Here is a 20,448-nt window from a genome sequence, read left to right as displayed (position 1 = left end):
GAGTCTAGGAGCGGTTCTATTTATATTGCCGAAAGCCGGTTGATTCCCTTACAATGAAGAAAACTAAGGGGGAATAAATCATGGCGAACGGATCGTGGCACACAGAAGCTAAAAGCCAGTGGGATGCGAGAGCGGAAGGATGGCAGTCGAAAAGCGCAGAGATGTGGGAACGAGGCAGCCGAAAAGGGATCTGTCCTTTTTTTTTCGGATATGTTCCACAAGGCAGCCGGGTGGCTGATCTGGGCTGCGGTGACGGTTACGGCAGCCGCAAGCTCCATCAGTCAGGGTATGAAGTGATTGGAATCGATTTATCGAATAAGATGGTTCAGCTTGCCCGCAGGTTTGAAACAGAAGGACTGACGTTCAGGCAGGGAGATTTATCCAGCCTGCCATTTGCTGATGAAGAGCTTGATGCCGTTATGGCTATCAATTCCTTGGAATGGACGGAAAACCCATCTCAAGTGCTGGCGGAAATTCGCCGGGTGCTAAAGCCTTCCGGAAGAGTGTGTGCAGCTATACTCGGGCCAACCGCCGGACCGCGGGAAAACAGTTATAAGCGCTTAAGCGGAGAAGCTGTTATTATGAATACGATGATGCCATGGGAATTTGCCAGATTGGCGGCAGACAACGGCTTTTTGTATATGGCTGAGGAGCATGTGTATAAAGGCGGCATTACAGAGCCATACGTACAGGCCTTCCCAGCTGAATTGAAGCAATCGTTGACGTTTTTTACACTATTTATGATAGAGAAAGCTTGAACAACTGCAAAGAAGGTGTTGACGTGTTTGATCCGACCGCTTTTGATAACATTAAATTTATGATGCAGGCGGAAGTATATGACCGGGATCTTGCCGGCCTGTTTCACATTCATCATCGCACGGATATAATGGATCTCGCCAGCCTCAGCCGGGAAGCAGCGATTACGTTTTCGCTGGCGGAAAGGCCTGGCCTTCAGGTATCGCTGATTATCAAGGCAGACCTGGCAAAGCTGGCAGGGGAGTTGCTGCCTCTTGCCGGTACGGTTCCAAGTGTTTCGCTTCGTATTTTGTACACGGGGTCGGAACAAGAATTGCCAGCGGCGAAGATGGATCTTTTCGAGCGTATATGGGGAACCGAAAGACGCTACGAACGGAAGAAAATAGAATCTGATCAAACTGGTACTGTATATGAATGGCATGTGTATTTCGAGCGGATGATAACAGAAGAAATGCTGCCGGAACTTGGTGACTTGGTGAGTTTTATTGCTGAGTCGCTCCAGATGGAAGCCAAAGACAATAGATGATCTGCAAACGGGGAGAGAATGGAAATGAGAGCGCTGAGTGTGCAAGACATGACAAAATCGTACGGGGAAAAAGTGCTGTTTGATCATTTAACTTTTTCCATCGGTGAAAAGGAACGGATCGGTTTAATTGGTGTAAATGGAACGGGGAAATCCAGCTTGTTAAAAATCGTTGCCGGAAAAGATACGCCTGATGCTGGCGAAATTGTTTGCCCAAATGATTACACCATCGCTTATTTGGAACAAGAGCCCGAAATGAATCCTGAGCTGACAGTAATGGATCAATTGTTTCTAAGTGAGGCGCCGGTGATTCAGCTGTTAAAGGAATATGAGAGAGCATTAAAGCAGCTTGAAGAGAGCCCTCAGGATCAGGAAGTGGCAGAGCAGCTGTTCGAGTTGCAGAAACAAATGGATGCCCTCGGTGCTTGGGAAGCTAATACAAATGCGGAAGCGATTTTAACACGGCTGGGCATTTCTGATTTTAGCCGAAAGGTCGGTGAATTGTCAGGCGGACAGAAAAAGCGGGTGGCGCTGGCGCAAGTACTGATTGAGACACCTGACTTATTAATTTTGGATGAACCGACCAACCATCTGGACTATGAAACGATCGGGTGGCTGGAAGAATATTTAAGTAAATATTCAGGAGCTGTGCTGCTCGTTACTCATGACCGTTACTTTTTAGATCGAGTAACAAATAGAATGTTTGAACTGGACCATGGACAGCTCTATACATACAAAGGAAATTACCAGGATTATATCGCTGCTAAAGCAGAGAGGGAAGAGCTGCAGGCAGCTGAAGAAGATAAGCGGAAAAATCTGTACCGCCGCGAGCTTGCCTGGATGCGCAGAGGGGCGAAGGCAAGAACGACCAAACAAAAAGCCCGGATTGACCGTTTTGAGCAATTAGAAGGATCAATCGGTCAGGGACCGAAGAAAGAACAAATTGATTTAGCCATGAAAGGCAGCCGGCTCGGCAAACAAGTATTCGAGCTAAGTCATGTGTCGAAATCATTTGATGGAAAAGTGATTTTAAAAGATTTTAACCTGCTCGTAAAGCCGGGAGACCGTTTCGGGATTATTGGAAAAAACGGCAGCGGAAAATCGACCTTTATGAACCTGCTTGCCGGCAAACTCCCATTCGACAGCGGTGAAATCGTAACAGGACAAACAGTGAAGACAGCCTATTATACACAAGAGCGCACGGATATGGATGAAAAGATGCGGATGATTGCCTATATTCGGGAGTCAGCGGAAATGGTGACAACAAAGACAGGAGAGAAAATTTCTGCTGCACAAATGCTGGAGCGTTTTCTTTTTCCGATGCATGCTCATGGCACACCGATTTATAAGCTGTCTGGCGGAGAAAAGCGCCGGCTGTACTTGTTGAAGTTATTAATGACGCAGCCGAACGTTCTGCTGTTGGATGAACCGACTAATGATCTGGATACAGAAACTTTGACTGTATTGGAAGATTATTTAGAAGATTTCCCGGGCGTTGTTATAACTGTTTCCCATGACCGTTATTTTCTTGATAAAACGGCAGACCGGCTGCTGATCTTTGAAGGAAATGGGGTCATTGGCTCTTACTATGGACAATACAGCGATTATTTAGCCGAACAAGCGATGGCTGAAAAGCTGGAGAGCGCACCGGCTAAAGAAGCCAAGAACGAAACTGTGAGAGAAAAGCCGAAAAAGAAAAAGTTAAGCTATCATGAACAGCGGGAATGGGAAACCATTGAAGAAGAGATCGCCAATGTCGAGAAGCTCATAAGCAAGGCAGATGAGGAGCTAGAGGCTGCGGGCAGCGATTTTGAAAGGGCGCAGCAGCTAAGCAAGGAATTGGAGCAGCTGAATGAAAAGCTGGAGGAGCTTATTGAGCGCTGGAGTTATTTATCGGAATTTGTGCAATGAGCAAATGAAAGCACCGGCGGTTTCATCTATGGTAAAATGGCGGTAAAGCTTGGGAAAGGAGCCGTTCATTTTGCGTATTGTAAAGATTGAACCTACACCAAGTCCAAATACAATGAAGGTCATTTTGGACGAAGAATTGCCTGCGGGGAAAAGCAATAACTATAAAGCCGGTGTCTCAGAAGAAGCACCGGAGCAAATTCAGTCCATCCTCGCTATTGAAGGAGTGAAAGGCGTCTATCACGTCGCCGATTTTTTAGCAATTGAGCGAAACGGCAAATATGATTGGCAAAGCCTGCTTCCGCAGGTAAGGGCTGTTTTTGGCGAAGCTGCCGGCGGAGAGGAAAAGGCTGCCGCAGCCACGGACTCATATGGAGAGGTTCAAGCCTCTATTCAAACGTTTAAAGGCATCCCCATTCAACTGAAGCTTACTTCTTCCACAGAGGAAAAACGCTTTCCGCTGCCGGATTATTTTTTGGAAGCATTTAAGAAAGCCCAGTTGGCGGAGGATAACTATGTTCTTCAACGAAAGTGGGAAGAGTTTGGAATTCGATATGGTGACTTAGATGAGATGGGCAAAGAAACGGTTGAAGAGATTGTGGCCGCTTATCCGCGCGAGCGTCTGGAAGCGCTGGCTGAGGACGGGGCGCAAGGCAAGCCTGAGCGTGAAATAAAGCGGCGCAGCTTAAAACTAACGGCTTCCATGTGGCAGGAAGAAGCAGACTGGCGCAAACGTTATCAATGGCTGGAGCAGATGGAAGCTCCGTCTGAAGGGGATCTTCCTGTTCTGCAGCTGGCGCTTTCGGACAGTAAGCCGGCGATTCGCCGGTTAGCCGTTGTTTATATTGGCATGATTGAAGACAAAAAGGTGTTGCCGCTCTTATATGAAGGGTTGAATGATCCGACAGTGACGGTTCGCCGCACGGCTGGCGATTGCCTTTCTGATCTTGGATTTGAAGAAGCGATTCCGGCAATGTGCAAGGCTCTGGAGGATAAGAGCAAAATCGTCCGCTGGCGGGCCGCTATGTTTTTATACGAAGTTGGCGACGAAACAGCATTGCCTGCTTTAAAGCAAGCGGAAAATGACCAGGAGTTCGAAGTGCAAATGCAGGTGAAGATGGCGATCGAACGTATCGAAGGCGGCGAAGAAGCGAAAGGGTCTGTCTGGAAGCAAATGACAGAATCCAGAGAAAAATAATGACGGAGGGACCAAAATGACAAACGCTTATGAAGAGTATATGAAGCAAATGGCCGCGCCGATGCGGGCCGAATTGACAAACGCAGGTTTTAAGGAGTTAACAACTGCAGAAGAAGTGAGTGAATTTATGTCCAGCGCAGAAGGCACAACGCTTGTCGTGGTAAATTCGGTATGCGGCTGTGCAGCTGGTTTGGCCCGTCCTGCTGCGGTGCAGGCAACGATGCATGAGCCGGCTCCTGATCATCTTGTGACTGTATTTGCCGGTCAAGACCGGGAAGCAACGGCTCAGATGCGCGAGTTTTTCGATGGCTACGAACCGTCTTCTCCATCAATGGCCTTGTTAAAAGGCCAGGAAGTCGTTCATTTCGTGCCGCGCGAGCATATCGAAGGAAATGATATGGGCTCCATTATTCAAGACTTGACAGCAGCATTTGACCAATATTGCAAATAAACAAAGGATGTCTCCGGGCATCCTTTTTTACAGGAGAAAAGATGATTGTATCTACATCAGCACGCACCAATAAGAATCTTGAAGAAAAAGCAAAAAAGACGGCCGATGAACTGGGCTGCCGATTTGTGCGGAGAGAAAAGCGCTCGATCGCTTCACTGCAGGCGCACTACCATTCTGACTGCCTGATCGTTGCCAAAAGTCGGTTGGAGTTATATTCCCGTGATGCAGAGGAACCGTTTTTCTTTCATCCCAACTCAGCTTCCTTTCGCGTCAAACGACTGATGAGAGGGGAAGAGGATCCGTTTATTGCTGCCGCCGGACTACGGCCGGGGATGTCTTTGCTTGACTGCACGCTCGGTTTAGCATCAGACAGCGTTGCTGCCAGTTTTGTCACAGGAGCGGCAGGCAGGGTAACGGGCGTGGAGGGCCAGCCGGTGCTTGCCTATATGGTGCGAGAGGGCCTAAAGGAATGGGTGTCTCCTTTGCCGGAGCTTAATGCGGCCATGAAGAGAATTGAGGTAGTCAACGAGTCCTATGAGTCTGTGCTGGCCCGCCTTCCGGACCAATCATTTGATATTGTCTATTTCGACCCGATGTTTGCCAAGCCGATCTTAACTTCTGAAGGGATTGCTGGCTTGAGAAAGCTTGCAATTCAGAATGAGTTAACAAAAGATGCCGTTCATGAAGCGCTGCGGGTTGCTAGACACCGGGTAGTTTTAAAAGACCACTATCAATCAGGCCGTTTTGCAGAACTGGGGTTTGCCCAGCAAATCCGTCCTGCTTCTCTCTTTCATTTCGGAACGATTGAAGCAGAAGACAAAAGAAGAGTGGACAGCGTAACAAACAAGGAGTGAAGATCAGATGAGCAACAATGAACAGCAATACCTGGATTTATGCCGGTATGTATTAAAAGAAGGAATCAGAAAAGACGACCGGACGGGAACCGGGACGATTAGTGTATTTGGCTGCCAAATGCGTTTTGACCTGCAGGAAGGCTTTCCGCTGCTGACGACCAAACGGGTGCCTTTCCGGCTGATTGTCAGTGAGTTGTTATGGTTTTTAAAAGGAGATACGAACCTTCGTTATCTGTTGGAGCATAACAATCATATTTGGGATGAGTGGGGCTTTCAAAAATGGGTGGAATCAGAGGAGTACAATGGTCCTGATATGACTGATTTCGGCATCAGAAGCCAGCAGGATGAAGAATTTAAGAAGCTGTACGAAGAGCAGCTTGCTGTTTATCAGCAAAAAGTGTTAACTGACGATGGCTTCGCTCAAAAGTTCGGCGATCTTGGAAACGTATACGGAAAGCAATGGCGCAGCTGGGAAGGCGCCGATGGAGAAGTATATGACCAAATTCAGTATATTATTGATGAAATTAAACGAAATCCGGATTCCAGACGCTTGCTGTGCAACGCATGGAGTGCGTCCGAGCTTAAAAATCAGCAGCTTCCGCCGTGTCATTATGCTTTTCAATTTTATGTAGCGGAAGGCAAGCTCAGCTGCATGTTTAACATGCGTTCAAACGATGTGTTTTTAGGTCTTCCGTTTAATATCGCCTCCTATGCATTGCTGACCCATTTAATCGCCCATGAGTGCGGCTTGGAAGTGGGCGAGCTCATTTACACAGGTGCCGATGTACATATTTATTCTAATCATATTGAACAGGTAGAGAAACAGCTGCAAAGAGAGCCGCGCCCGCTTCCGCAGGTGAAGCTAAATCCTGAAGTTAAAAGTGTTTTTGACTTCACAATGGAAGATATCGAGTTGATCGGCTACGACCCTCATGGTCCAATCAAGGCGCCGGTAGCTGTTTAAAACGCATGAAAGAGAAACAGCGGGATTAGTTTGTAAAATTAAATACAAGTGTATATGTATTCCTATAATAAAAGCAGTGAACGGTCTTTAATGGCTCCAATCCTATATAAAAATCCAATAAGCTTCTTAAATCGAAACAGGTGAAGAATAAGGATAGATGTATACAGAGATATTTTCCTGTTCATCTATCCTTTTCTTATGTGCCCGCTCGTTTGAATTTACAAGGGGATTGCGGCAGCATTATAATGAAACTGCTGACCTGTTTGCGATGGCGAATGAATCAGCCATGAACAGGATGTCTGCCCTCCTAATGGAGCAGGCTTTATTTTTCTAATAAAGGGTACTATACTAGCATGATGATCGCAGAAGATAGTGGAGGTTATTCTAATTGGAAAACTATAAGCTGGATGTTCACGGTTCTCTATTTGATTGGGATTTAGACAAGGGGACATTTACATTTGAAAATGATGAAGTCGTATTGTTCTGGGTGAATACAGCCTTTAAAACCTTGCTTGACTCTATTGAGGAAATATCAGGCGAAAAGGCAGCCAAGCTTGTGCTGGAAACAGCCGGATACCGGACAGGAAAGATCGTCAGCCGCTTTTATTTAGATTCGATCGGCGATGTTGACACGGTTTTAGAGAAGCTCCCTATTACATACTTAACAGCTGGCTGGGGAATCACAGAGATCCAGTCTTTTTCGCAAAAAGAAAAAAGAGCAGTTGTCCGCGTTAAGAATAGCTGGGAATATAAGATTAATGTTGCCCAGCACAAGACGGAGGAAGGCACCTTTCTGCCTGGACACTGGGCTGGCGTTCTGAGCGGACTGTTGAATGCGCAAGTTTGGTACAAAGTATCGAAGAGCCAAATTGCGGGAGATTCATATACCGAATATGAATTCTTTCCTTCTCATGTGACACCGACGCTGAATGTCCATACGATGATTCAGGAAGAGGAACAGCGTGCGAAAAGAGAACTCGAGCAAACGATTTCCGAGCGGACAAAAATGTTATCGGACATTATTAAAGATATCTCTTCTCCCATTATTCCAGTAATGGATTCTATTCTTGTGATCCCGCTTATAGGGAAATATGAAGAATTCCGGGCAGAAGAGCTATTGAATCGGACGCTGCTGAATTTGCCGAACTACCGGGCTTCCTATTTAGTTCTTGATTTAACAGGAATTAAAGGAGTGGATGAATACACGCTCGATTTTTTGAGAAAGTTTGTCCAAGCGGCCTCTTTGCTGGGAACAAATTGTTTGTTTGTTGGCATCACGCCGGAGTTAAGTTTGAGGATTACGCAAAGCGGCTACGAAATCCAAGAGAGCCCTTGTTTCTCTACTTTGCAGCAAGGCATTACATATGCTCTGGACCAGCAAGGGCTGCAAATCACGGAAAAACCGTGATGAATAATACGTATAATATATACTGCCTCTATTGTTGAGAGATGAATAGCGGCAAGATGAAAAGAGAAGGTGACGGGCATGATTTCTTTTATTTGGGCAATGGATGAAAACGGCGTGATGGGGAAGGATAACGGCCTCCCTTGGCGGCTTCCCGAGGATTTGAAGTTTTTCAAAGAAACGACAATGGGCCATCCGATTGTGATGGGAAGAAAAACATATGAGTCCATCGGCAAGCCGTTGCCTGGCCGGGAGAACATTGTTATTACACGTGATAAAGAGTATGAAGCAGCCGGGTGTACCATCGTTCACTCCTATGAAGAACTGCTTGAACGGGCTAAACAGGAGAAAGAGTTATTTATCACCGGCGGAGCAGAAGTTTTCAAGCAAATGCTGCCTTATGCGGACAAGCTGTATGTAACGGTAATCCATCATTCTTTTGCAGGAGATACATTTTTTCCTGATTCTATTGAATGGGAGGAATGGGCGCTTATTTCTGAAAAGCAGGGGCCGAAAAATGAGAAAAATCCCTATGAATATTATTTTCGAATGTATAAAAGAAGGTAGCAGCCGGTTTTAATTGTATGAGCTTGCAGTTTTTCTGCAAGCTTTTTTTGTTAGATAAAATGAAGAAGAGAGGGAAATTGTCTCTTATGCCGCCTTCGAAGAATAAAACTTGAAAGCCGGTTTGTGCGTATGAATGATAAGAAATCAGGAGAAGGTTTTTTTGGATAATATGTTGCGAAATAAATAATTCAAAGGAACTCAGTTTTTGCGCTATAACGCACCAAAGCACTAACGAGAAAAAAACGTATTATTAATATTCTGAAAACACTTGATTTTCTGTTATCTTTCAAGCATAATAAATTTATCTTAGAAATAAATGAAGAATTTACTAGAAAGATAGGGACTTAAGGAGGAGTATGGATGAAAAAATGGATAAAAGGGATGACTGCAGCTGGGATAGCAAGTGCATTGTTATTGGCCGGCTGTGGCGGAGAGAGTAAAGAAGAGGGACAAGAAGCAAAGGGGCAAGAAGCTAAAAAGTATCAGATTGGCGTTACTCAGCTTGTTGAGCACCCGTCTCTTGATAACGCTTACAAAGGCTTTAAAAAAGCGTTGGAGGATGCAGGGATAGAAGCAGACTATGATGTGCAAATCGCTCAAGGAGACCAAAACAATAATCAGACAATCGCCAATAACTTTGCCGGTGACAAAGTTGACCTCATTTTTGCTAACTCCACTCCTAGTGCAACAGGGGCGCTGAATGCTACGAAAGACATCCCGATTATTTTTACCTCCGTTACTGATCCAAAGGCGGCAGGACTTGTAAAAGACACGGAAAAACCTGGCGGAAATATTACCGGCACAACAGACTTGCATCCGGACGCCATTCCGAAAACGATTGAATTTATGTCTAAGGAATTTAAAGGCAAACGCGTTGGGGTTATTTATAATGCGGGAGAGCAAAATTCTGTAGCCCAGGTGGAAAGCGTTAAAAAAGTAATGGAGAAAAACGGGTTAAAGCTTGTGCCGGTGACGGTATCATCTTCTTCTGAGGTAAAACAGGCTGCTGAATCGCTTGCCGGAAAAGCCGACATGATTTATATCGTCACTGACAATACAGTCGTATCTGCACTTGAGTCGGTTGTTCAGGTGGCTAACCAAAAAGACATTCCATTATTCGTCGGCGAGCTTGATTCTGTCAAGCGCGGAGGGTTTGCAGCGTTTGGCTTTGAATACTATGACATCGGTTATGAAGCGGGAGAAATGGCGGCGAAGGTATTAAAAGACGGGGAAAAACCGGGAGACATGCCTGTACAGCCTCCGCAAAACTTGAAACTGCTGATTAATGAGAAAGCCGCAAAAGAAATGAATATCGAAATTAAAGATGAATGGAAGAAAGAGGCAGAATTTGTGAAGGAATAATTTTGCGGGGCAATAAAGCAGAATTAGCTAGCCAAAGTAACCAGGTGAGGGGGCTTTATTTAAAGCGGTAGATGGCGTCTATCTCTTACGCTAAGGCTGATGGGAAAGGTTTGTTTTTCAGCGGGGTGCCGGACAAAAGCGGAGGAAGCCGCCCGGCTATGAATGTCGCAGAAAGCAGGTGTTCCCACAGCCCTCTTACCATCGGTCCACAGGAGGAGATTTATATGTTCACAGCCTTATTTGGCTCAGTAGAAGTTGGTGTTATTTATGCCATTATGGCTTTAGGAGTCTATCTGTCCTTTAGAATATTGGACTTTCCTGATTTAACAGTAGATGGAAGTTTCGTAACTGGAGGGGCAACAGCGGCTGTATTAATCATTTCCGGCGTTAACCCCTTTCTCGCTACAATAGCAGCCTTGGCCGCTGGATTTTTGGCAGGATGCGTAACAGGTATACTTCATACCAAAGGAAAAATTAATCCATTATTATCTGGAATCTTAATGATGATTGCTCTTTATTCCATTAATCTTCGCATTATGGATAAACCTAATGTACCGCTTCTTTCCGAAGAAACAGTGATTACAAAAATCGCTTCCTGGTGGCAGGGGATCGGCTTTGACAGCATGATGCAAAGCTTATTTACCTCTATTGGCTTAGGCGATTATATCCCTTCTACATGGGGAATTTTTATTGTTATGTTCATTATCGCTTTTGCTATTAAAAAGATGGTGGATCTTTTCTTAAAAACGGAGATTGGATTAAGCCTGAGGGCAGTTGGTGACAACGATGGAATGGTAAGAAGCTTTTCAGCTAATACGGACTGGCTAAAGGTTCTTGGCTTGGGCATTTCCAATGCGCTAGTTGCCTTTTCTGGAGCATTAGTAGCCCAGTATAACGGTTTTAGCGACGTTGGAATGGGCATCGGGATGATTATTATCGGATTGGCTTCCGTTATTATTGGGGAAGCGGTCATTGGCAATGCGACCATTGTCAGAGCCACTCTTGCTGTATTAGTGGGAGCTATTTTATACCGTCTGATTGTAACACTGGCATTGAGAGCAGACTTCTTGGAAACAGGAGATATGAAGCTCATTACGGCTGTTATTGTCATTTTTGCTCTTGTAGTTCCTAAGTTAATTGATAAACAAAAAGCAGGAGCAAGAAAGAAAAAACGGGCCGCCCAATTAGATTCGGCCAAGTTAAATGGAGGCGATCAGGTTGCTGCAGCTAGAACAGATTTATAAAGTTTTCTATGAAGGAACACCAGATGAAAAGATCGCTTTAAATCAATTATACTTACACATGAAACCTGGTGATTTCGTCACAGTGATCGGCAGTAATGGGGCTGGAAAGTCTACTCTCATGAACATTATTTCAGGGAATATTTTTCCGGATTATGGAACTGTAAATATCAATGGAACAAATATGACTGCCATGTCAGAGCATAAGCGTGCCAGAAAAATTGGGCGGGTGTTTCAGAATCCGCTTGCGGGAACAGCGCCGACAATGACGATTGAAGAAAACTTGGCTCTTGCTTACAATCGAACGAAGCCGCGGACGCTGCAGTTCGGTGTAACCAAGAAACGCCGTGATTTCTTCCGTGAGCAGCTTGAGATTCTGCATCTGGGTCTTGAAAACCGTCTGCAAGCGAAGGTCGGACTGCTGTCTGGGGGAGAAAGGCAGGCGCTCTCCTTGCTGATGGCTACCTTTACCAAGCCGGATATTCTTCTGTTGGATGAACATACGGCCGCCCTTGATCCGGCAAGAGCGGATTTAATTACTAAATTAACGAAAGAGATTGTAGAAAAGTTCCAGCTAACTACACTAATGGTTACTCACAATATGCAGCAGGCGCTCGATCTTGGCAACCGTCTGATTATGATGGATAAGGGTCAGATTATTTTCCAGGCAAACGAAACAGAAAAGCCAAACTTAACTGTGGAGAAGCTGTTGGCGGAATTCCAAAGAATCCGCGGCGAAGCCCTCTTAAGCGACCGTTCACTTTTGGCATAATAAAAAATAAATTAAATTGGCTTTCTGTAATTTGAGGAGCCGATTCAAAAGGTCATGAAACATGACTTTTCGAATCGGCTCCTTTTTCTTTTAAAAATAGACTTGGTCTTTATTGCGGCAGATGCTTTCTTCACCGTGCTCCCTCCAGAGCTCGCGCTGTTCCCGCACGAGTCGCCGCTATCCTTGCAAACAGGCGGAGAAACATCAAGCTTTTTCTCCACCTGTTTTTATTTTATAGACGAATTGGACAGCCACTTTCTGTTGTTTGATGAAGTAGACATCAATTTTTTATTTATTGGGATCTATTGGTCTAATTGTGATTTTCTAACCCGTTATATCCCGTCTGTTTCTTGGTAAACAGTCGTTCATATAGGGAGAAAAGCATAAATATCAGTAAATTCTGACTAGTGGGTAATTGGCACGCTTATTGCATTATTGATAACTAAGTGAAAGTAAAAATAAGGGGGAGTTCATATGAAAAAAAAGCCTGGTTTCGTTTTGGCCATTATCCCTATCGTTGCGCTGCTGTTGCTGCTCGGAATAGGTTACGGCCTCTTTCATTTAAGAGCGGAGCCTCTTCTGATCATTGCCGCGACGATAGCGGCCGTTATTGGGAAAAGCTTAGGTGTATCTTGGGAAGAAATGCAAAATGGAATTGTTGAGACAACTGCTAAATCAATGTCTGCGATTCTAATTTTAATTACGGTCGGGGTTTTAATTGGAACTTGGATGGTGGCAGGCACCATTCCAATGATGATTTTTTATGGAATAAAGTTAATTGATCCTAATTATTTATTGGTTACTGCTTTTTTTGTCGCCGCGATTGTTTCCACCTTCACTGGCACGTCGTGGGGATCAGCAGGAACTATTGGAGTTGCAGTGATGGGAATTGCTCTTGTCCAAGGTGTTTCTTTGCCAATGACAGCGGGTGCGGTTGTAGCAGGCGCTTACTTTGGAGATAAACTGTCCCCGCTTTCTGACACAACGAATTTGGCTCCTGCCGCCGCTGGAAGCAAGCTATATGAGCATATAAAGCACATGCTGTACACGACTATACCAGCTGCCATTATTGGATTAATTGTTTATTTTATAGCAGGAAAAATGATGACCATTACTAGCGGTGATAATCAAGAAGCCCTCAATGAGATGACTTCCACTTTGGTAGCTATGTATGATTGGAACTTATTGTTAATTGTGCCTATTCTGATCGTTTTAGCGGGTTCGATTTTAAAGTATCCTACTATCCCGGTTATGCTTGCTTCTTCAACAATAGCCATTATTTTAGGAGTGACTTTTCAAGGTGTTTCTATTGCAAATGCGTTCTTGTCTACGGTCAGCGGATTTGATGTCAGTATGATGTCTGGAACAGTCGATGCAGCCAAAGTTCCGGAGGATGTCTCGAATTTGTTGAACCGCGGGGGAATGACTTCGATGATGGGAACGACCTTAATTGCTTTTTGTTCTTTTGCCTTTGCAGGAATCATAAGCAAAATTGGGTGTTTAGATGTTGTATTGGAAAAAGTCAATGAAAAAGCCCAGTCAACAGGCAGCTTAATTCTGGCTACTGTCTTATCTTGTATTACGATTGCTATCACGACGGGAAGCTCTTATTTATCTATTTTAATTCCCGGAGAACTTTTTAGAAATGTATATGCTGAAAGGGGTTTGCATCCTAAAAACCTTTCAAGAACGCTGGAGGATTCAGGGACTGTCGTTGTCCCGATCGTTCCTTGGTCTTTGGCGGGAGTGTATATGTCGAGTACGTTAGGCGTGCCGGTGATTGAATTTTTGCCGTGGGCAGTTATGTGCTATGTAGGGTTTATTTTTGCCATTATTTATGGATACACAGGGTTCTCAATCGAGAGAATCAAACCATCTGCTGAAGTGGATTCTTCAAAAGATGACTTTCAATATAAATTTTAAACAGCTGCAGGGGGAAAAAACATGATATTAAAGCTTATTAAGGGTACACATGTATATTCACCAGAAGATTTAGGAGAAAAAGATGTGCTGATTGCAGGCGATAAAATTGCTGAAATCGCTAATGACATAGCAATAAGCGGGGTAGACGTCGAGGTGATCGATGGAAAAAATACGATATGTATACCAGGTTTAATTGATCGCCACGTTCATATTACCGGAGGAGGAGGAGAAGGAGGGTTTTCTTCAAGCACACCGGAAGTTCAACTGGGGTCCTTGGCGAGTAAAGGAATTTCTACAGTAGTAGGCCTGCTTGGCACAAATGATATAGGGCGCAGTATAAAAAATTTATTATCTAAAGCCAAGTCTTTAAGAGAAGAGGGGATCAATGCGTATATTTTAACCGGAGGATATGGTTATCCCCCCAACACATTTACAGGAGATGTAAGGGAAGATATTATGTTCTTCCAAGAGGTATTGGGTTTAAAGCTTGCTATTGAGGACCATCGTTCTTCTTATATCACAAAAGAGGAGATGAAAAGGCTGGCTGCCCATGTAAGAGTAGCCTCTATGCTGTCGGGAAAGAAAGGGTTCATCCATTTGCATATGGGAACCGGCCGCAATCATTATAATACTCTCTATGAAATTCTCTCGGAAACCGATTTGCCCATTAGCCTGTTCAGCCCGACGCATATTAACCGAAGCGAGGATTTATTGGAAGCATCTATAGAATATGCTCATCGCGGAGGACTTGTAGATCTTACTTCCAATATTACGCTAAAGGGAAGCCGAGGCCGATTGTCTCCCGCACAAGCGCTTAAGTATTTGGTGGACAAAGGGGTGGCAATTGATCAAATAACGGTCAGTTCAGATGCTAACGGCAGTATGCCTGTCTTCAATGAGGCAGGTGAACTGAAGGGTCTTGAGGTGGCAGGGTTTCAGCCTACACTGGATGCTTTAAAGGAACTGGTCAGTGAACGAGGGCTTTCCGTGGAGGAGGCACTAAAACCATTTACGGTGACTCCGGCAAAAGGATTAGGGCTTTATCCGGCAAGAGGCGTCCTGCAAGAGGGCAGCTATGCAGATATTGTCCTGATGGATGAAGAGATGGGAATAAGAAATATGTTCGTCAATGGGATGCAATTTATAAAGGAATATGAACTGGTGAGAAAAGGCACATTCGAATCATAGAACAGGGACATTTCTTTTCTTGTGAGAGAGCTTTAGCTGTGGATAAAGCTCTCTTTTTTTATTGTCAGTTTATTGTTAACATTTATAACAAATCCGTACGAACGAACGGCCAATTAGGAGCAGAAGAGAGGAGGAGCAGCAATGAAGGAATTAATCATCATTTCTCTAGGAGTCAACACGTTGGAAAGCATGACGGAACAAATTAAACGTTATGTCGGAGATGAAGTGGCTATTCGGGGATATTCCATTGAAAAAGGCGTGGAGGAAGACTTTAAAGATAAAATTGTGCTCTTAACAGGAGCACCGATTTTACAGCACGTAGCTGCACAAGTACAAGGGGCTAAAAAGATTATCGTTGCCAGACGGGCATTGAGCTATCGTCATATTGAAAAGCTTTTTATGCTGAAAGAGAAAACGAATGTTTTATTAGTGAATGATACAAAAGAAAGCTGTTATGAGGCTATCGAGCAGTTGAAGGGGCATGGCTTTCACTCTCTGGCTTTCTTTCCTTACTATCCGGGTATTTCAAGCTACTCTTCATGTGCGATAGCTGTCACACCGGGAGAAAGCCGGTTTGTGCCGCCGGAAGTTTCAGAAGTCATTGATATTGGGAATAGACAGGTTGATATCACCACCATTACCGAAATTATGTCTGAATTAAATATTCTTAAAAAAGCCGGGATGCTTGCCTCCTCTGAATTTGTCAGTGAAATTATCGAGCTAACCAAGTACTTATCAATCATTAACAGAAAGTTGGATGATTCAAATTTATTGTTAACTATGATTTTCGATAAGTTTCCTAAAGCATTATTGTTTTGCGATGAAAAGGGGCAGGTCACTTACTCTAATGAAAAAATGAAATGGATTTTTGAAGGGAATGCTTTTCTGGATGTTCATGTGACAGACTTATTCGGAGCCGAGTTTGATATAAGGACGGCTCAATATTATGAAGAAGAGCTGTTTCAATTAAGAAATAATACATACATTCTATCTGTGGATAAGGTTGAAAATGAGAAAGAGGTCATTTGTTATTTAATTGAACTTGAAAACTATGACAATTTTAAATATGTAGATCAAGTGATTAGCTCTAAAATCAATAGCGGCAAATTCATAGCTCGTTACCAGTTTGCTCATATTCATTCCCGCAATGAGCGAATGAATAGGATGATTCAACTGGCGAAGAGGATGGCCAAGAGACAGGGTTCGATTCTCATTCAAGGAGAAAGCGGAACGGGGAAAGAACTGCTTGCTCAAGCGATTCATAATGAATCCCCGCGTTCTAACCAGCCGTTTGTTCCTGTCAATTGTGCAGCTCTTTCTCCTTCGGTGTTGGAAAGTGAGTTATTCGGCTATGAAGAAGGAGCATTTACTGGTGCTAAAAAGGGAGGGAAAAGGGGATTATTTGAATCAGCGAATCATGGAACGCTCTTCTTGGACGAAATTGGAGAGACTCCGCTTGATGTGCAAGCTAAATTATTAAGAGTCATTGAAGAAGGGGAAGTGAGAAGGGTTGGGAGCAATCATCAGGTGCCGGTGGATGTTCGCATCATTTCGGCTACCAATCAAAATCTGGCAGATAAAGTAGCGGATGGATCTTTTAGAAAGGATTTATACTACCGCTTAAATGTTCTGCCTTTGGATACAGTACCTTTGCGGGAAAGAAAAGAAGATATCATGCCTCTGGTTCATCATTATTTGAATGTATTCACCCAGAATAATGTGTATCATGTAAATGAATACTTGGATAAAGAAGCAGCAGATTTTTTATCCCTCCATCCTTGGCCGGGAAATGTAAGAGAGCTGGTAAATATAGTTGAATATATGGTAAACATAAAGCTTCCAAAACAAAGAATGGGGCTGAATGATTTGCCGGCCTATTTCATTGCAGAATGGAAAAGCGAAGAACCGCAGACAGAGCTCAAGCAGATCAAGCCTTTTCTGTCAGCAGAAGAGCAGGTGCTGCTCATTATTTATCAAAAGTATGGGATCGGCAGGAGACGTATTGTGCAAGAATTAGAAAATAGAGGTTTGTCCATTGGAGAGGGAAAAGTAAAACTTATCCTTGAAGCTTTAAGGAAAAAAGGGTGGATCGAAGTGAATAAAGGTGTAAGAGGATGTACAGTAAGCCAGAGAGGCGAAAAGCAGGCAAGAAAGATTGCGGAAAGTGCCACAGTTGCAGAAGAAGCCGACTAGAGGGCGCGAGAGCCGCTATAAACTAGCGTTCATTATAGACGAAGCTTCTCTTCGTCTTTTTATATTTATTGGAATATCCAAAAACGAGAGATTAAGATGTTCATAGAATAGGTTTAGCGATATAATGTGATCAGATGGATAATAAGGATGTGGAATCGTGCAAAAAATTAAAGTAGTAACGGATTCAACTGTGGATCTAAAGAAAGAAGTGCTGGATCAGTATGGCATTACTATCGTTCCTTTAACGATTTTTATAGATGGAAAAACGTATTTAGATACAGTTGATATTTCACCTGATGAATTTTTAGAAAAAATGAAGGAGGCAAATGAGCTGCCAAAAAGCTCACAGCCTTCTGTAGGCCGCTTTTTAGAGGTATATGATGAGTTAGGAAAGGATGGCAGTCAAGTGCTGTCGGTTCATATGACAGGAAAGATGAGCGGGACTGTACGGGCGGCCGAACAGGCCGCAGAGATGAGCCAAACGGATGTCACGGTGGTTGATTCCGGCTATATTTCAAAAGCGCTGGGTTTCCAAGTCGTGGAAGCGGCAAAGCTTTCTGAACAAGGCGTCCCGGTTGAGGAAATCGTCCATCAGCTGCAGGAAATTCGTTCGCAGACGAAGCTCTACATTGTGGTGGATACGTTAGAGAATTTAATAAAAGGCGGCCGTATTGGCAGGGCAAAAGGTTTTATCGGCTCTCTCTTAAACATAAAGCCCATTGCAAACCTGGATACAGGAGAACTAAATCCGGTGGCAAAGGTGCGCAGCCATGCCCAAGTGATTAAGTACTTATCTGCGCAAATAGCCGAGGAAATTAAAGGGAAAAAGGTGATAAAAATTGGTTTGATGCATGCGGAGGGCTATGAGCTGGCAAGCCGGTTAAAAGAGAAGCTCATCGAAGTCACGGGATTTGACGATTTTGAAATTGAGACGACGACTCCGATTATCTCCACCCATACAGGAGTAGGCGCCCTTGGGTTGATGTACTGGGCGAAATGAGCGTTTGCTTCCTATAAATAAAAAGTGTTCTGAAAGCTTAAGCTTTCAGAACACTTTTTTATGCCGGCATTGGAGTTGGGGTTGGCTTTGCGTACCCCTCCTTGTATTTTTCATCAATATATTGGCGAATTTCTTTCAGTGGCTTGCCGTCTTTAAACATCAGCACAGATTCGGCAGCAATTTCCAAGCATACGCCGCAGCGTGTGCCGTGATCGTCCCAAACGATTTTGTCTTCTGAGATATCAGCCACAAAACAGTTTAAATTACTTTTGTGGCCAGCTGAATCACCGCAGCCGCAATAGCAAGGCATAGATTCAAGAACCTCAGGGTTTTTGGCGGCCGCTAAGTAAATAGCTTTCATCTGCTCATCTTTATCCTTTAAGAAATCAGGCATTTCTTCTACAGAAGAGGTAGTCTCCTGCAAATCCCCATTCGCTTGAGTATGGGCATCATGATGGCCGGAATGCTCCGCCTTCTCAGATTTTTCCTCGCTGGTTTTAGAGGAACAGCCTGCAATTAGGACGAGCAACGTGCCAAGAACGGCAAAATAATATAGTACCTTCAATTCGGTCAAACTCCTTTTTCAGTGTTTTTGCTATACAGTTAAACATATTATACTATACAATCGATCAAGGGCCTATTGAGAAGCTGTGCTCAAAGCTTCTTCTAAAAAAGGAATATGCTATAATATGAATAATTCAAACGGCGGGGTGAACAACTTGAGAAAAATGTGGATCATTTTTTTGGCCTTTGTGTTCAGTTTAACAGGCTGTTCCACATTTCCAAACGAGACAACAGAGGTCGTTCCAAAAAATTTACATGTCGTTTCGATTGGTGATTCGTTAACACAAGGAGTAGGAGACAGCACGGAGAGCGGCGGCTATATCCCGTATTTGCAACAGCGGCTGGAACAGCTTCCCGAGGTGAAAAAAGCTAACTTTGTGAATTACGGGGTCAAAGGAAACCGCACAGATCAGCTGCTGGAGCGCCTTAACCAGCAGGAAGTGAAAAAATCCCTGCAAAAAGCTGACCTTGTCATTATTACCATCGGTGGAAATGACATTATGAAGGTATTTAAAGATAATTTTACCAAGCTAAGCGTTCCGGCATTTGACCGGCAGCGCAGCTCTTATGAAAAAAGGCTCGATGAAATTATCCAAACGGTTAGAAAAGAAAACAGGGACGCCGGGATTGTCTTAATGGGCTTATATAATCCTTTCACCAAAGTACTGGCGGATGTGGAGGAAGTCAAAGCTATCATTCATGATTGGAATGAGGCAAGCAAAAGCATTGTTGAACAATATGACCAAACCTGTTTTGTGGCAGTCGAAGATCTCTTTGAAGATCCGAAGGAAGAACTATTGTATAATGATCAGTTTCATCCAAACGATCAAGGCTATGAACGGATCGCCGACAGGATATTTGAAACAATCAAAGGAAAAAAGCTGGAAGAACTGACAAACAAAAAAATTATTTACGCAAATGAGGAGAGAGAATGAATAAAAAGTGGAAACTGGCATTTTTAGGGTTGCTTACTTTAAACGTGATCATTGTTCTGATCCTCGCTATCGCCTTGTTCTCACCGATCAAGGATGAGCCGCTGCCGAAAGCTCAGCCGGAGAAAGAGGCCGTTGAGTTTCATGTGCAATCCAATAAAGAAGATTTAAACCGGGTCATTAAAACGTTTATAGAAAAAGAAAAGGCCAAGGGTTTCGTTGATTATAATGTCTATTTGCGCGATCAAGTAGAATTATACGGGGACATCGCCGTGTTTTCAGAGAGAATCAACTATAAATTAAGCTTTGAACCGGAGGCGCTGAAGAACGGAAATGTCATCCTTCGGCAAAAGGGCATTAAAGTGGGCAGGATCAATTTGCCCGTCTCCTATGTCTTAAAGGCAGCAAGAGATGCTTATCAATTTCCAGACTGGGTGAAAATTATGCCCAATGATGAATTGATTTATATCTCTTTAGATAAAATGAAGCTTGAGAGTGATTTGAAAGTTAAAGCAGATCGGATCGACTTGAAAAAGGACGATATTCGTTTTACATTTCAGCTTCCGACAGAATAGCCGCACACAGTCAAGAAGTGTCCCTGAAGGCAGATCCGCCATTCAGGGACAGCTTTTTTTATCAGTCATGTA

20 protein-coding genes are annotated in these 20,448 nt (G+C 43.8%); 19 read left to right on the top strand and 1 reads right to left on the bottom strand.

All coding sequences use genetic code 11. The annotated features are described in order from the left end of the window. The first annotated feature begins 80 nt into the window (after nt 1-80). From BBA02S_RS07690 to BBA02S_RS07610, 17 genes are all read left to right on the top strand, one after another. Nucleotides 81-758, top strand: a complete 678-nt coding sequence (locus BBA02S_RS07690; protein ID WP_041113330.1) for a class I SAM-dependent methyltransferase — start codon at nt 81-83, stop codon at nt 756-758. 23 nt (nt 759-781) lie between these two features. Then, nucleotides 782-1,282, top strand: coding sequence for a hypothetical protein (locus BBA02S_RS07685; RefSeq protein ID WP_052475114.1), 501 nt, complete (start codon nt 782-784; stop codon nt 1,280-1,282). A gap of 24 nt (nt 1,283-1,306) precedes the next feature. Then, nucleotides 1,307-3,190 carry an ABC-F family ATP-binding cassette domain-containing protein gene (locus BBA02S_RS07680; protein WP_041113331.1) on the top strand — a complete coding sequence of 628 codons (1,884 nt, stop codon included), beginning with the start codon at nt 1,307-1,309 and terminating at the stop codon, nt 3,188-3,190. 70 nt (nt 3,191-3,260) lie between these two features. Continuing rightward, a complete protein-coding gene (locus BBA02S_RS07675) occupies nt 3,261-4,385 on the top strand; it encodes a conserved virulence factor C family protein (protein WP_041098146.1) in 1,125 nt (374 codons plus the stop codon). A gap of 16 nt (nt 4,386-4,401) precedes the next feature. Further along, nucleotides 4,402-4,836 (top strand): BrxA/BrxB family bacilliredoxin, encoded by a 435-nt coding sequence (locus BBA02S_RS07670; RefSeq protein WP_041113332.1) that lies wholly within the window; start codon nt 4,402-4,404, stop codon nt 4,834-4,836. Between the two features lie 41 nt (nt 4,837-4,877). Then, nucleotides 4,878-5,690: a class I SAM-dependent methyltransferase gene (locus BBA02S_RS07665; protein ID WP_052475113.1), complete on the top strand. Its 813-nt coding sequence runs from the start codon at nt 4,878-4,880 to the stop codon at nt 5,688-5,690. A 7-nt stretch (nt 5,691-5,697) separates the two neighbouring features. Beyond that, nucleotides 5,698-6,654 (top strand): thymidylate synthase, encoded by a 957-nt coding sequence (locus BBA02S_RS07660; RefSeq protein WP_041096843.1) that lies wholly within the window; start codon nt 5,698-5,700, stop codon nt 6,652-6,654. Between the two features lie 388 nt (nt 6,655-7,042). Beyond that, nucleotides 7,043-8,062, top strand: a complete 1,020-nt coding sequence (locus tag BBA02S_RS07655; RefSeq protein WP_041096841.1) for an STAS domain-containing protein — start codon at nt 7,043-7,045, stop codon at nt 8,060-8,062. A gap of 78 nt (nt 8,063-8,140) precedes the next feature. Further along, nucleotides 8,141-8,626 (top strand): dihydrofolate reductase, encoded by a 486-nt coding sequence (locus BBA02S_RS07650; RefSeq protein ID WP_041096839.1) that lies wholly within the window; start codon nt 8,141-8,143, stop codon nt 8,624-8,626. Between the two features lie 360 nt (nt 8,627-8,986). Next, nucleotides 8,987-9,988, top strand: coding sequence for an ABC transporter substrate-binding protein (locus tag BBA02S_RS07645; RefSeq protein WP_041096837.1), 1,002 nt, complete (start codon nt 8,987-8,989; stop codon nt 9,986-9,988). Nucleotides 9,989-10,212: 224 nt separating this feature from the next. Beyond that, the gene (locus BBA02S_RS07640; RefSeq protein WP_041098142.1) at nt 10,213-11,232 is read left to right on the top strand and encodes an ABC transporter permease; all 1,020 of its coding nucleotides are present in this window, start codon (nt 10,213-10,215) and stop codon (nt 11,230-11,232) included. Then, entirely contained in the window at nt 11,207-12,001 is a 795-nt protein-coding gene (locus tag BBA02S_RS07635; RefSeq protein WP_041096835.1) for an ABC transporter ATP-binding protein, read from the top strand. The genes BBA02S_RS07640 and BBA02S_RS07635 overlap by 26 nt, the downstream gene beginning before the upstream one ends. Nucleotides 12,002-12,055: 54 nt before the next feature. Beyond that, a complete protein-coding gene (locus BBA02S_RS07630) occupies nt 12,056-12,358 on the top strand; it encodes a hypothetical protein (RefSeq protein WP_041096834.1) in 303 nt (100 codons plus the stop codon). A gap of 117 nt (nt 12,359-12,475) precedes the next feature. After that, nucleotides 12,476-13,924 (top strand): Na+/H+ antiporter NhaC, encoded by a 1,449-nt coding sequence (gene nhaC / locus BBA02S_RS07625; protein ID WP_041113333.1) that lies wholly within the window; start codon nt 12,476-12,478, stop codon nt 13,922-13,924. Between the two features lie 21 nt (nt 13,925-13,945). After that, nucleotides 13,946-15,112, top strand: a complete 1,167-nt coding sequence (iadA, locus tag BBA02S_RS07620) for a beta-aspartyl-peptidase (RefSeq protein ID WP_052477256.1) — start codon at nt 13,946-13,948, stop codon at nt 15,110-15,112. A 141-nt stretch (nt 15,113-15,253) separates the two neighbouring features. Beyond that, nucleotides 15,254-17,305: a sigma-54 interaction domain-containing protein gene (locus BBA02S_RS07615; protein WP_041096830.1), complete on the top strand. Its 2,052-nt coding sequence runs from the start codon at nt 15,254-15,256 to the stop codon at nt 17,303-17,305. A 157-nt stretch (nt 17,306-17,462) separates the two neighbouring features. Next, the gene (locus BBA02S_RS07610; RefSeq protein WP_041113334.1) at nt 17,463-18,305 is read left to right on the top strand and encodes a DegV family protein; all 843 of its coding nucleotides are present in this window, start codon (nt 17,463-17,465) and stop codon (nt 18,303-18,305) included. 58 nt (nt 18,306-18,363) lie between these two features. On the opposite strand, the gene BBA02S_RS07605 is transcribed toward BBA02S_RS07610, so the two are convergent. Continuing rightward, nucleotides 18,364-18,870: a PCYCGC motif-containing (lipo)protein gene (locus BBA02S_RS07605; RefSeq protein ID WP_041096826.1), complete on the bottom strand. Its 507-nt coding sequence runs from the start codon at nt 18,868-18,870 to the stop codon at nt 18,364-18,366. 124 nt (nt 18,871-18,994) lie between these two features. On the opposite strand from BBA02S_RS07605, the gene BBA02S_RS07600 reads away from it, so the two are divergent. Further along, complete coding sequence (locus BBA02S_RS07600; RefSeq protein ID WP_231557146.1) at nt 18,995-19,804, top strand: SGNH/GDSL hydrolase family protein; 810 nt, start codon at nt 18,995-18,997, stop codon at nt 19,802-19,804. Continuing rightward, complete coding sequence (locus BBA02S_RS07595) at nt 19,801-20,376, top strand: YpmS family protein (protein WP_041096824.1); 576 nt, start codon at nt 19,801-19,803, stop codon at nt 20,374-20,376. The genes BBA02S_RS07600 and BBA02S_RS07595 overlap by 4 nt, the downstream gene beginning before the upstream one ends. Nucleotides 20,377-20,448 lie beyond the last annotated feature (72 nt).

It is taken from the genome of Bacillus badius NBRC 15713, assembly GCF_001591605.1.
In the GTDB taxonomy this organism is placed as follows: domain Bacteria; phylum Bacillota; class Bacilli; order Bacillales; family Domibacillaceae; genus Pseudobacillus; species Pseudobacillus badius.
The sequence above is the reverse complement of the archived record's forward strand: the minus strand, read 5'-3'. Positions and strand labels throughout refer to the sequence as shown.